The following is a 13301-nucleotide window of genomic DNA, read 5'->3' as shown; positions in this document are numbered from 1 at the left end:
TTCGTCCAACTACTTGATTAACAAGAAGTTTTCCGTTTCGTCTGCGCCGGAAGTGGGGCGAATTATAGACAGATCCTGAGGGCCGTCAACCCCTTAATTCGCATTCATTCCGAAAAAGTTCTGGCGACCTCTATTCTATATAGAGGAGTAAGGAGCCATCTCTCTATATAGGTGCAGGATAGGTCAGGAACTATAGCTACAGTACCCCGGCAGTACGCAGAGCAATGACAGCCTCATCAGTCATCCCCAGTACCCGCGTCAGAACTTCCAAAGTGTGCTCACCCAACAGCGGTGGCGCGCGCCGGTACTCAACAGGCGTTTCCGAGAGTCTGATAGGACTGGCAACCTGCGGCACAACTCCGCCCAATGCATGAGGCAGCGAGATCACCAACCCACGAGCTTGCACTTGTGGATCAGCGAAGACCTGAGCCACATCATTGATAGGTCCGCATGGCACGCCAGCAGACTCCAGCGCACTCACCCACTCGGCTGTTGTTTTGAATACAGTCGCCTGACGAATGAGAGGGATCAATTCCGCTCGATGCGCCACTCGCTGCTTATTAGAGGAGAACCTCGGATCATCCGCCCACTGCGGTTGACCGGCCACCTGGGCGAACTTCCTGAACTGGCTGTCATTTCCCACCGTCAGGATGAAGTCGCCATCGGCGGTAGGGAAATCCTGATAAGGGACGATATTGGGATGAGCATTGCCCAAGCGACGAGGCGCGATGCCCGTCGTAAGGTAATTCATCGCCTGATTGGCCAAGCACGCAACCTGCACATCCAGCAGCGCCATATCGATATGTTGTCCGACACCGCCTTGGTCGCGATGCGCCAATGCCGCCAGAATGGCCGAAGTCGAATATAGCCCCGTCAGGATATCCGTGAGGGCCACGCCGACCTTCACAGGCCCCGCACCATCCTCGCCCTCCGGACGGCCAGTAAGGCTCATCAAGCCACCCAGCCCCTGGATCATAAAGTCGTAGCCAGCGCGCTTGGCATAGGGCCCCGTCTGGCCAAAACCCGTAATCGAGCAATAAATCAATCGAGGGTTCTCCGCTTGCAAGGACTCGTAGTCCAAGCCATACGCTTTCAAACCTCCAACTTTGAAGTTCTCGATCACGATGTCCGACTTTGCGGCCAACTCACGGACCAGCTTCTGACCCTCCGGCAAGGTGAAGTCGATGGTGACTGACTGCTTGTTCCGATTCGCTGACAGGTAATAAGCAGCCTCGCTAGTGTTTTCCCCGGTAGCGTCCTTCAGAAAAGGAGGCCCCCACGCACGAGTATCGTCGCCATTGCCTGGACGCTCGATCTTGATGACGTCGGCACCCAGGTCGGCAAGAATCTGCCCAGCCCAGGGGCCTGCGAGAACTCGGGACAAATCCAGTACCCGCAGATGCGAAAGCGCGCCCATGACGGCTCCTTAATAGAAAGCCTGAATGCCCGTCTGGGCACGACCCAGAATCAGCGCATGAACATCGTGCGTACCTTCGTAGGTATTCACCACTTCCAGGTTGACCAGGTGCCGTGCAATACCGAACTCGTCGGAAATGCCATTCCCGCCCAGCATGTCTCGGGCCATACGCGCGATATCCAGAGACTTACCGCAAGAGTTGCGCTTCATGATGGAAGTGATCTCGACCGCAGCAGTGCCCTCATCCTTCATCCGCCCCAAGCGAAGGCAACCTTGCAATGCAAGAGTGATCTCGGTCTGCATATCGGCAAGCTTCTTTTGGATCAACTGATTGGCAGCCAACGGACGCCCGAACTGCTGACGATCAAGCGTGTACTGACGCGCCATGTGCCAACAGAATTCAGCAGCACCGAGCGCACCCCAGGAAATGCCATAACGAGCGGAGTTGAGACAGGTAAACGGCCCCTTCAAACCTCGCACATCCGGAAAGATGTTTTCTTCGGGCACAAACACGTTGTCCATCACAATCTCGCCGGTAATAGAGGCACGCAAACCGACCTTGCCGTGTATGGCGGGAGCGCTCAGCCCCTGCCAGCCTTTCTCCAGCACAAAACCACGAATATCGCCTTCGTCGTCCTTGCCCCAAACAACGAACACATCCGCGATAGGGCTGTTGGTGATCCACATCTTGCTACCGGACAAGCGATAGCCACCTTCGACCTTCTTCGCCCGAGTGATCATTGCGCCTGGATCGGAACCATGATTGGGCTCGGTCAACCCAAAGCATCCAATCCATTCACCAGAAGCAAGCTTGGGCAAATACTTCTGTTTTTGCGCTTCAGTGCCGAATTCGTTGATAGGCACCATAACCAGAGAGGACTGCACGCTCATCATGGACCGATAACCGGAGTCGACGCGCTCAACCTCGCGGGCGATCAAGCCATAGCAAACGTAGTTCAGACCGCTGCCGCCGTACTCTTCGGGGATAGTTGCCCCCAAAAGTCCGATTTCGCCCATTTCGCGGAAGATGGCTGGATCGGTTTTTTCATGGCGGAAGGCTTCAAGGACACGCGGCGCCAACTTGTCTTGAGCAAATTGCTCGGCGCTGTCACGCACCATGCGCTCCTCTTCGGTTAACTGCTGATCCAGCAACAGCGGATCGATCCAGCTAAAACTCGCTTTGGCGCCCATGAAAATCTCCTCGTGATCGGTGCGTGCGCTGAACCGCGCAATAGTCGTGCAGTGATCCTAGGCGCCGATCACTCATCGGGCAAACGACGATATTTCACGGCGTTGTGCTAATTTCTCACTCCGTAACACATCTATGAGCCCATTTCCGTGCCCGATGGTGAGGAAGCAGTACATGCGCCGCAAAATTCCCAGTACTGCTGCACTGGTCAGCTTTGAAGCTGCTGCCCGTCACGAGAGCTTTACCAAGGCTGCCGTGGAGCTTTCTCTGACGCAAAGTGCAATTTGCCGACAGATTGGCAGCCTTGAGGAATTCCTCAACGTAGAGCTGTTCCGACGCTCCAGGCGGGGCGTGAAACTCACCGAAGCTGGCCTTTCATACAGCCGACGAGTTGCCACGCAGCTAGATGCCGTCGAGCGCGACACTCTTTCGGTAATGGGTCATCAGGGCACCAACGTGATCGAGCTGGCAGTTGTTCCCACATTCGGCACCCAGTGGTTGCTGCCCCGACTCAAAGATTTTCAGCAACGCCAACCGGACGTCACCATTAACCTCACCAATCGCACGCGCCCCTTTTTGTTCGCCGACACCGAGTTCGATGCGGCCATCTATTTCGGGGATGCCGACTGGTCCGGAACCGAGTCTCACCGCTTGATGAGCGAGAACCCCATGCCTGTCTGTAGTCCAGCGCTGCTGGGTGTCCGATCACATCTCAGTGGGGCCGAGCTGGCCGAAATGCCTTTGCTGCAACAAACCACCCGACCGTACGCCTGGCGGCAGTGGTTTAACGCCATGAACCTCAATATCTCGCGCGACATGACAGGTCCGCGTTACGAGCTATTCTCCATGCTCGCGCAAGCGGCAATGCACGACATGGGTGTCGCGCTCATTCCGCCTTTCCTGATTCAGCGCGAACTGGCCGAGAAGCGCCTGGTTATCGCTAACCCACATGCATTAACGAGCCTGAAAGCCTATTACCTGATGATCCCTGAGCGGAAAGTGGAGTCAGCATCACTGAAATCCTTTCGCGACTGGTTGGTCGACCAAGCTCAGCAGTACGCACTTCCTTGATTCATTCGAATAAATAATTTGTTGACCCCGTAGTCAGTCAATTTAAAAACCTACAGATGTCCTTATTTGTCGCATTTAAGTAACAGCTTTGTTTGTTATCAAAAACACGCTAAAAGCTTTATGGGACGCGGTCTGCAGCCATAATCTAAGCCCAAGACAGACCCGACCAGAAAAATTCTTCAAACACTTGCTACCACGCTACGCACCAATGGATTCGTGGCCTGTAGCGTTTCGTTGCGTCAAACGGTCACAGGGTGACTTGTAGTGAAAATTTCGACCAATTACAGAATTCCTTGATGGGGCATCGCTTGACCTGCAAAATGCCGCGCCCGCCATTTCCGGCAGGGACGTGGTGATCGCTGCCTCAGAGGCGCCATCCGTAGCGCGCTGGCCTATTTTTTAAACATAAAAAAGATCACGCAGGAGATTTGACGTGCACATTGGTGTCCCCCTCGAAACCCAGACGGGTGAAACTCGGGTTGCTGCAACCCCGGAAACCATCAAAAAGCTCATCGGCCAAGGTCATAAGGTGACTGTTCAATCGGGCGCCGGGATAACCGCCAGCGTACCGGACAGTGCCTATGAAGCAGCAGGTGCAGCGATTGGCAGTGTCAGCGACGCTTTCGGCGCCGAACTGATACTGAAGGTCGTCGCTCCCAGCGACAGCGAACTGACCCTTATCAAACAGGGCACGATCGTTGTCGGGATGCTCAACCCTTTCAACAACGAGATCATTGGCAAAATGGCCGAATGCGGAATCACCGCGTTCGCCCTGGAAGCTGCGCCACGCACCTCCCGCGCGCAAAGCCTTGATGTGCTGTCTTCGCAAGCCAACATTGCCGGTTACAAATCGGTGCTGCTGGCCGCTCACCACTATCCGCGTTTCATGCCGATGTTGATGACCGCTGCTGGCACCGTGAAGGCGGCCCGCGTCCTGATTCTCGGCGCAGGCGTTGCCGGACTGCAGGCCATTGCCACAGCCAAGCGGCTGGGTGCGGTCATTGAAGCGTCCGACGTGCGTCCTGCGGTGAAGGAACAAATCGAATCCCTGGGTGCGAAGTTCGTCGATGTGCCGTATGAAACCGACGAAGAGCGCGAAGCAGCGGTCGGCGTTGGTGGTTACGCACGTCCGATGCCCGCCAGCTGGATGCAGCGTCAGGCCGTTGCTGTGCATGAACGCGCCAAATTGGCGGACATCGTGATCACCACTGCTCTGATCCCCGGCCGCAAGGCGCCGGTGCTGCTGAGCGCCGATACCGTCTCGCAGATGAAGCCAGGTTCAGTGGTAATCGATCTGGCTGCAGCGCAAGGCGGCAACTGCCCGCTGACCGTCGCCGACCAAGTGGTGATCGAGCATGGCGTGACCATCGTCGGTCATACCAATCTGCCAGCCATGGTCGCGGCCGATTCGTCCGCGTTGTACGCCCGCAACCTGCTGGATTTCCTGAAGCTGGTGTTCACCAAGGACGGCCAGTTTGAGATCAACCTCGAAGACGACATCGTCGCCGCGTGCCTGATGTGCCGCGACGGCCAAGTCATCCGCAAGAACGGCTGAGGATATAAAAAATGGAAGAGTTCATCTCGCCCGGGATCTACAACCTGATTATTTTCGTGCTGGCGATTTACGTCGGTTACCACGTGGTCTGGAACGTCACCCCTGCGCTGCACACACCTTTGATGGCAGTCACAAACGCCATCTCGGCCATCGTCATCGTCGGCGCCATGCTCGCCGCCGCACTGACTGTTACCCCGCTTGGCAAAACCATGGGCACACTCGCGGTAGCGTTGGCCGCCGTGAACGTGTTCGGTGGATTTCTCGTCACCCGGCGAATGCTTGAAATGTTCAAAAAGAAAGCGCCCAAAGTTAAAACCGAGGTGACGAAGTAATGAGCATGAACCTCGTCACGCTGTTGTATCTCGTCTCGGCGATCTGTTTCATCCAGGCGCTCAAAGGCTTGTCCCACCCGACCACCTCACGTCGCGGCAACTTGTTTGGCATGCTCGGCATGGGCTTGGCGGTGCTTACCACCGTAGGCCTGGTGTACAAACTGGCCGCGCTCTCAACCGACGGCGCCACCGCTGGCATCGGCTACATCCTTATCGGTCTGCTGGTCGGCGGTACCGCTGGCTCGATCATGGCCAAGCGCGTTGAAATGACTAAGATGCCGGAACTGGTTGCGTTCATGCACAGCATGATCGGCCTGGCAGCGGTGTTCATCGCCATCGCCGCCGTGGTCGAGCCTCAATCGCTGGGCATCGTTCATCACCTGGGCGATCCAATCCCTGCGGGTAACCGTCTGGAACTGTTCCTTGGCGCGGCGATTGGTGCGATCACCTTCTCAGGCTCCGTCATCGCGTTTGGCAAGCTCTCCGGCAAATACAAGTTCCGACTGTTTCAGGGCGCCCCAGTACAGTTTGCCGGTCAGCATAAGCTCAACCTGATTCTGGGCCTGGCTACCCTGTTCTTTGGTCTGACCTTCATGTTCACCGGCAGCCTGTTCGCCTTCAGCCTGATGCTGATCCTGGCGTTCGTGATCGGCGTGCTGCTGATTATCCCGATTGGCGGCGCAGACATGCCGGTCGTGGTCTCCATGCTCAACAGCTATTCGGGCTGGGCAGCGGCGGGTATCGGATTCTCGCTAAACAACTCGATGCTGATCATTGCTGGCTCATTGGTGGGTTCGTCTGGCGCGATTCTGTCGTACATCATGTGCAAGGCCATGAATCGTTCGTTCTTCAACGTAATTGGTGGTGGCTTCGGCGGCGCGACGGATACAGGCGCTGTTGCAGGCACTAAAGAAGCACGCCCTGTGAAGTCCGGCTCCGCTGACGATGCGACCTTCCTGCTGACCAACGCCGACACCGTGATCATCGTGCCGGGCTATGGCCTTGCAGTAGCACGCGCACAACACGCGCTTAAAGAGCTGACTGAAAAGCTCACCCATCGCGGCGTAACCGTGAAGTACGCGATTCACCCAGTGGCGGGCCGAATGCCTGGACACATGAACGTCCTGCTGGCCGAAGCCGAAGTGCCTTACGACCAAGTGTTTGAAATGGACGACATCAACTCTGAGTTCGGTCAGGCCGACGTGGTACTGGTGTTGGGCGCGAACGACGTGGTCAACCCTGCGGCAAAAAACGACCCTAAATCGCCTATCGCGGGTATGCCTATTCTCGAAGCGTTCAAGGCCAAGACCATCATCGTCAACAAGCGCTCGATGGCCAGCGGGTATGCCGGTCTGGATAACGAACTGTTCTACCTCGACAAAACCATGATGGTGTTCGGCGACGCTAAAAAGGTCATCGAGGACATGGTCAAAGCCGTCGAGTAATCGCTCTCGTCCGCAACAAAATAACCCTTCAGCGCGGGTATCGGCTGAAGGGTTTTTACATTTCGGGTAACAGTGTTTTGTCCTGAAACCCGCTAATTAGAGCCCTCCAATGCGACCTTGGTAGTGGGACGAAAAAAACTTCACGTTTTAGACTGGGCATTCGCTTACCCCGTCCGAGATAACAATCCATGTACCGTGAACGTATCCGCCTGCCGTCGCTGATGAGCAAGGTAATGAGCGCGACTGACGCCGCTTCTTTGATCAAAGACGGCATGACCGTTGGAATGAGTGGCTTCACTCGCGCAGGCGAAGCCAAGGCGGTCCCTCAGGCTCTGGCCGAACGTGCCAAAACGACGCCGCTAAAGATCAGCCTGATGACAGGCGCCAGCCTGGGCAACGATCTCGATAAGCAGTTGACCGAAGCCGGCGTACTGTCACGCCGCATGCCGTTCCAGGTCGACAGTACCTTGCGCAAAGCGATCAACGACGGAACGGTGATGTTCATTGATCAACACCTCTCGGACACCGTCGAACAGCTGCGTAATCGCCAGATCACTGCCGTAGACCTAGCTGTCATCGAATGCGTGGCCATCACCGAGGAAGGCCATCTGGTGCTCAGCACCTCCGTGGGCAACTCTGCCAGCTTCGCAATTCTCGCCAAGGAGGTGATTGTCGAAATCAACCTGGCGCAGCCGCTGGAGCTTGAAGGCCTGCATGACATCTATATACCCAGCTATCGGCCCACTCGTCTGCCGATTCCAGTCTTGAAACCCGACACCCGTATCGGTAGCCCTGCGGTACAGATTGACCCTTCGAAGATCGTCGGGATCGTCATCAGTAATCAGCCAGACTCCCCGTCAACAGTACTGCCGCCGGACAGCGAAACCCAAAGCATTGCCGGACACTTGGTAGAGTTTCTCAAGAATGAAGTGTGCCAGAACAGGCTGACCAACCAGCTGATGCCGCTTCAGGCGGGCGTCGGCACCATCGCCAACGCGGTGATGACCGGTTTGCTGGATTCACCCTTTCACGATATGACCATGTACTCAGAAGTCTTGCAGGATTCCACGTTTGATCTATTCGACGCGGGCAAGCTGAGCTTCGCATCCGGCAGCTCCATGACATTGTCCGAACGCAAGCACAATGGTGTCTACAACCACCTCGACCAGTACAAACCCAAACTGTTATTGCGCCCGCAGGAAATTTCCAACCACCCAGAGATCGTACGCCGCCTGGGGATCATCGCAATCAACACTGCGCTGGAGTTCGATTTGTACGGCAACGTCAACTCGACTCACGTCGGCGGCACCCGGATGATGAACGGGATCGGCGGCTCCGGCGACTTCGCCCGTAACGCCCATCTGGCAATCTTCGTGACCAAATCCATTGCCAAGGGCGGCTCTATTTCAAGCGTGGTACCTATGGTCAGCCACGTCGACCATACCGAGCACGATGTAGACATTCTCGTCACCGAGCAAGGACTTGCCGATCTGCGTGGCCTTGCACCGCGCGAGAGAGCGCGGGTCATCATCGATAACTGCGTGCATCCGGCTTATCGCGACGCACTGAATGACTATTTTCACAGAGCGTGCTCCATTGGCGGCCATACCCCGCATGTGCTGCGCGAAGCACTCGCTTGGCACATTAATCTCGAAGAAATTGGCCGAATGCTTCCGGGCGAATAAAACAGTTTTAGACTGACGACGACCATTTGTCGTCAGATTCCAATGGCTGAACGTTAATCTGGCGAAAACTGTACTTCTGTACCTGTTGTTTTACCCTCACAAAACACCAAAATCCGCTACTGACGAGCAAAAACGCACTGTTATTGTGCCAACCCGTACAGTTGCCCTAATTTTGAACAAAACAGTACCGCCGAACAGTTAACTGAACCCTCACAATACAAATGAACTGTGTCTGGAGAGGGGGCTGAAACGAGAGGAAGATTGGCACCAATCAAGTCACTATCTAATCCCGCCATAAGCGGAAGGAAGAAGCACCATGGAACGTACAGTTAGTTCCGATCTGTTCTACGAAGAAACCGCAAAAACCGCCCAAGCCTCGTTGCCTCTGCGCGCTTTCGCTAACCTGATGCTCTGGCAGCGTCGTCTTTCCAGCCGCCACCAACTGGCTCGCCTGGATTCGCGTCTTCTGGCCGATGCTGGTATCAGCGAATCGCAACGTTACGAAGAGCTGAGCAAGCCGTTCTGGCGCTAATTAGCGTCCGCTGGTCCCAAGGCCAATAGCCTTTTAACCAGCACCCCGAATTGCTACACACAAGACCCGTCGCGGGTAACTGCGACGGGTCTTGTCGTTCAAGCACGATAAAAAAACAAATCGACGCCGCACTAGTACAGTTTTATCCAGCTCATTAATGACCAGCACAGTGCTTGTTATTAAAGGGTCATATGGGGGTTGAAGCCTGGGTATTGTTGGCAGCTACAGCGCTGGCTATTCGCCGTGATAGTGCTAATCCCTCCGCTACGCTAGTCTTTGCGCCAATTATCACACCCTGTCGCAGCGACGCCCGTCCTCGCCTATTCGCAAGCGTGGCTTTCTCTGCCACTTTATGGAGTTCTACTATGTCTCGCCTTCGTTTACTGTCCGGCGCCGCTCTGCTAATTGCTGCTACCAGCGCCAGTGCATCCAGCTTCGTTGTTACAACTGATGCAGTGGTCCGTGCACTTGATGCATCGTCCAACGCCACTTCGAAAATCTCTTCCTCTTTGAAAGACGACAAAATCGTCCTCGCCGCCCGCGAAGACGCTGCAAGCTTTGTCGCAACCAAAGGCGACATCCGTGGAGCTCAGTTGGAAGGTGCTTTCCAGCACATCCGCGAAATCGCCCCGCAGATCAACGCCACTGACGCTCAATTAGCTCAGGCAATTCTGGCGATCTGATTCAGCGATCAGACAGCTTTCCAGCTGACGCGCCCTGTTCTCGGACTAGCTCTGAACAGGGCATTGCGCTAGCCTTGCAACTCGATTTACCAGTACCCGAGTCTCATGCCTTTATTGCCTCGCCTGTCGATTGCGACGATTGTTAGCCTGCTCTGGATCTCCCAGGCACAGGCTTTCGATGTCTCCACACAAAGCCTGGTCAAGACCGGATTCGCCACGACTCAAGTGACGACCGGCCCCTTCGATAACAAACTGATACTTGCCGCCCAGGACGATGCTGCAGCTTTTATTGCCAGTGACGGCCAACTGCGAGGAGCACAGCTGGAGTCTGCCTTGACGTATCTGCGCCAGACCCAGCCAAAACTTCATGCCAGCGACCTTGAACTGGCGCAAGCAATCCTCGTCCAATAACCACTTTGTATCTTCTGTATTTTTGGAGACGTTCCATGCGTACCCCGTTGATCGCCGCAACGCTGGGCCTGCTGATGCTGGCAGGCACGGCTCAGGCACAAACTCTGAAGGCCACCAGTAACATCATCGTTCGTGCATTTGGCCGCACCATCGATTTCACCTCGGACACCACAACGTCTATTCGCGACTCCAAAATCGTCCTCGCGGCCAAAGACGACGCCGCCAGCTATGTCGCCACCAACGGCGACATCCACGGTGCCCAGCTTGACGCAGCCTTCGTTACCCTGCGCGAACGTCTGCCCGAAGCGCGTAATGCCAGTGATCAGGTACTCGCCGAAGCCATCCTCGCACTGTGAGGCGGATTGCCGTCTGGCTGATGGCGTCTGCGCTCTCGCTGCTGTGTACCAGCGCTTTCGCCGACCTCACGCTGTCGCTTGACGCCGAAGGCTTGAGCGCGGCTCAGCAAAAGGCCAGTCAGACGCTGCTCGATGAGGCGCTAGCTGCCTTACCGCCGCTGTTTGTCAGCAAGCTGGATCGCAAGGTCAATGTAAGCTGGTCCGATCACATGCCAGCCAACGCCTACGGCCAGGCGGACGGGTCCGGGCAGCTGGACTTGAATCGCAACCTGTTGGCCTCCTTGACCGACGGCAGTGCCGCCACGACCAAAACGACTCGCCCTCATGGAACCGTGCGCAAGGAAATGCTCGCCACGGTCCTGCACGAGCTGACTCACATTTATGACCGCGGCCAGTTCTGGCCTGAAAATCAGCGCTCGCTGATCATTATGTGTGGACGCCGTGAAAACAGTCTGGGCAAGGTCGGGCTGCCGGATAAGTGCCGAGGCCAGACCGACCGCCGCTTCACCCTGAGCGATGACCCACGCCTGCTGGACCTCGCAGGCTGGCCGCAATATGTCGGGAGGCGAGGGGACCGGGAAGAGAAAAACGGGCAGGTCGCCCGCAGCCCTGACATCTACGAGATCAGCAGCCCGCTCGAATTCGTAGCCGTGAACATGGAGTATTTCCTGCTCGATCCGGCCTATGCGTGCCGACGGCCAGCGCTCTATGACTATTACAAACAGCATTTCGGCTGGGCGCCTGCGATTAAGGATGAATGTCCGAAGAGCTATCCGTTTCTTAACGCGGGCAACGATTTTGCGCGCGAACCTTTGGGCAAGCTCGATCCTGAACGCGTGTACGAAGTGGATTACCTGCTGGCCGAAGCCAATCAGAATCTTGTAAGTCGCTGGGGCCATTCGATGCTGCGCCTGGTGATCTGCAAACCCGGACGTCCTCGCGGCCCGGATTGCCGACTGGATCTGGACCAACACTTGGTGCTGTCCTACCGCGCATTTGTAAATGACCTGCAGCTGTCCAGCTGGAGTGGCCTGACTGGCGCCTATCCCTCGCGCCTGTTCGTTTTACCGCTGGGGCAGGTGATCGACGAATACACCAAAACCGAACTGCGCAGCCTGGCGTCGGTACCGATGAAGCTTTCTCGCGAGGAAATCGACGGCCTGGTGCAGCACGCCGCCGAGATGCACTGGGCGTACGACGGCAACTACTGGTTCATCTCCAATAACTGCGCGGTGGAAAATCTCAAGCTGTTGCGCAGCGGCACCAACGACCCAAAACTTCAGGGTCTGGACAGCATTTTGCCCAACGGCCTTCTCGAAGTCCTGAAAGGGCGAGGATTGGCGGACCCCAGCGTGCTGGACGATCCGAAAGAAGCGCTACGCCTGGGTTATCGCTTCGATTCCTACCGGGATCGCTATCAGGCGATGTTCGACGTACTGCGCAAGAATCTCCCGGTCAAACAGACCGGTGTCGAGGATTGGCTCGCATTGCCCGCTAAAGAGCGAACGCCCTGGTTCGCCCAGGCGGACTTGCGCACCAGTGCGGCAATGTTGCTGTTGGAGCAGGCCAGCCTGCGTCGGCAATTGCTGCTCGCGCAGGATGAAGTGAAACAGCGCTACCTCAGCGCTCGCGAGCAAAAGGACAACAGCGTTGCCCACGCCACCGGCACGCTGCAAGACATCCTCGCCAATAGCGGTTTCCTCAGTCGTCCAGCGGAATTGCTAGGCAGTGGTGGTTATGGATTGCCCCAGGAGGGCGAATGGCAGCGACTTGAAGCGGAAAGCAGTCAGCGCCAGAAACAATTGCAACGGCTGACCGGTGATCTGGATAAAGAAGTGAGGGCGCTGCTGGAACCTGATCGCGCGAAGGAAATCGCCGCCACCGAGGACAATCTCAAACAGGTCGGCGAGCACCTACGGGCACTGCACAAGGCCGCAGGCGGGCTGGAACTGCCGTAAAGTTCTGTAGGAGCGCGCTTGCCCGCGATTGCGGTACGTCAGGCGTTACTTTCTTCGTGGCCCACTGCCTTTCGCAGGCGAGCGCGCTCCTACAGGCTCATCAGATTGTTTCACCGGGCTCACCCGGCAGTTGCTCATCCAGGTGCAGCCACGGCAGGCGATTGTCGGTCCAGATGTGGCGTGAGGCAGGGGCGTCTTCTGGATGATCGAGGGTGGCGATCGTGACATCCATTTCCTCCGGGCTGTTACGACTGAGCAGCGCCACCTGCGCCCCACAGTTATTGCAGAAATAGCGCACGCAAGTCGGCCCCGAATCGTACGCGGTGGGGCTGCCTGCCAACCATTTGAATGAAGTGATCGGCACCGAAATCCAGGTCATAACGATCCCGCCCGACGTGTGCCGACAGATCGAGCAGTGGCAATGGGCGATGTCAGCCAGTGGCGCATCGAATTCGTAGCGCAGATTGCCGCAATGGCATCCGCCCGTGTGCAAGTCGCTCATAGCCAGTTCTCCCAAGTCGGTTACAGCGTCTGACACTCCCGTGCGTCAATCGCTTCATCATTCATTTAACGATCAACGGAAAAGTGTCCGAAAGCTGGTTGAAAGCTTCGCGCATTAGGATCGCGCCACCGCCGGCAAAAGACCGGTCAGCCAGGCAGAACGTTT

13 protein-coding genes are annotated in these 13301 nt (G+C 56.5%); 10 read left to right on the top strand and 3 right to left on the bottom strand.

From position 1 onward, the window contains the following. Positions 1 to 196: 196 nt before the first annotated feature. A complete protein-coding gene (locus ACWKV9_RS07175; RefSeq protein WP_483835373.1) occupies positions 197 to 1417 on the bottom strand; it encodes a CaiB/BaiF CoA transferase family protein in 1221 nt (406 codons plus the stop codon). Positions 1418 to 1426: 9 nt separating this feature from the next. Continuing rightward, positions 1427 to 2608, bottom strand: a complete 1182-nt coding sequence (locus ACWKV9_RS07170) for an acyl-CoA dehydrogenase (RefSeq protein ID WP_483835372.1) — start codon at positions 2606 to 2608, stop codon at positions 1427 to 1429. A 172-nt stretch (positions 2609 to 2780) separates the two neighbouring features. Between ACWKV9_RS07170 and ACWKV9_RS07165 the strand changes: the two genes are divergently transcribed. The 10 genes from ACWKV9_RS07165 (at position 2781) to ACWKV9_RS07120 (ending at position 12634) form a co-directional block, all read left to right on the top strand. Continuing rightward, a complete protein-coding gene (locus ACWKV9_RS07165) occupies positions 2781 to 3677 on the top strand; it encodes a LysR family transcriptional regulator (RefSeq protein ID WP_483835371.1) in 897 nt (298 codons plus the stop codon). Positions 3678 to 4110: 433 nt separating this feature from the next. Continuing rightward, complete coding sequence (locus ACWKV9_RS07160) at positions 4111 to 5232, top strand: Re/Si-specific NAD(P)(+) transhydrogenase subunit alpha (RefSeq protein ID WP_483835370.1); 1122 nt, start codon at positions 4111 to 4113, stop codon at positions 5230 to 5232. 11 nt (positions 5233 to 5243) lie between these two features. Continuing rightward, on the top strand, positions 5244 to 5564 hold the full coding sequence (locus ACWKV9_RS07155; RefSeq protein WP_483835369.1) for an NAD(P) transhydrogenase subunit alpha part 2: 321 nt from the start codon (positions 5244 to 5246) through the stop codon (positions 5562 to 5564). Next, on the top strand, positions 5564 to 7009 hold the full coding sequence (locus tag ACWKV9_RS07150; protein ID WP_483835368.1) for an NAD(P)(+) transhydrogenase (Re/Si-specific) subunit beta: 1446 nt from the start codon (positions 5564 to 5566) through the stop codon (positions 7007 to 7009). Before ACWKV9_RS07155 ends, ACWKV9_RS07150 begins: the two co-directional genes overlap by 1 nt. A gap of 188 nt (positions 7010 to 7197) precedes the next feature. Then, on the top strand, positions 7198 to 8694 hold the full coding sequence (gene scpC, locus ACWKV9_RS07145; RefSeq protein WP_483835367.1) for a succinyl-CoA:acetate CoA-transferase ScpC: 1497 nt from the start codon (positions 7198 to 7200) through the stop codon (positions 8692 to 8694). Between the two features lie 316 nt (positions 8695 to 9010). After that, entirely contained in the window at positions 9011 to 9226 is a 216-nt protein-coding gene (locus tag ACWKV9_RS07140) for a DUF1127 domain-containing protein (RefSeq protein WP_268798615.1), read from the top strand. Between the two features lie 365 nt (positions 9227 to 9591). Beyond that, positions 9592 to 9909 carry a DUF2388 domain-containing protein gene (locus ACWKV9_RS07135; RefSeq protein ID WP_483835366.1) on the top strand — a complete coding sequence of 106 codons (318 nt, stop codon included), beginning with the start codon at positions 9592 to 9594 and terminating at the stop codon, positions 9907 to 9909. Between the two features lie 105 nt (positions 9910 to 10014). Next, positions 10015 to 10320: a DUF2388 domain-containing protein gene (locus tag ACWKV9_RS07130; RefSeq protein ID WP_483835365.1), complete on the top strand. Its 306-nt coding sequence runs from the start codon at positions 10015 to 10017 to the stop codon at positions 10318 to 10320. A gap of 35 nt (positions 10321 to 10355) precedes the next feature. After that, entirely contained in the window at positions 10356 to 10676 is a 321-nt protein-coding gene (locus ACWKV9_RS07125) for a DUF2388 domain-containing protein (RefSeq protein WP_483835364.1), read from the top strand. Next, on the top strand, positions 10673 to 12634 hold the full coding sequence (locus ACWKV9_RS07120; RefSeq protein WP_483835363.1) for a DUF7844 domain-containing protein: 1962 nt from the start codon (positions 10673 to 10675) through the stop codon (positions 12632 to 12634). Before ACWKV9_RS07125 ends, ACWKV9_RS07120 begins: the two co-directional genes overlap by 4 nt. A gap of 100 nt (positions 12635 to 12734) precedes the next feature. On the opposite strand, the gene ACWKV9_RS07115 is transcribed toward ACWKV9_RS07120, so the two are convergent. After that, positions 12735 to 13136 carry a GFA family protein gene (locus tag ACWKV9_RS07115; RefSeq protein WP_483835362.1) on the bottom strand — a complete coding sequence of 134 codons (402 nt, stop codon included), beginning with the start codon at positions 13134 to 13136 and terminating at the stop codon, positions 12735 to 12737. Between the last annotated feature and the right edge of the window lie 165 nt (positions 13137 to 13301).

The sequence above is a fragment of the Pseudomonas corni genome (assembly GCF_057128765.1).
Note: the sequence above shows the minus strand (reverse complement) of the source record. Positions and strands in the feature narration are given on the sequence as shown.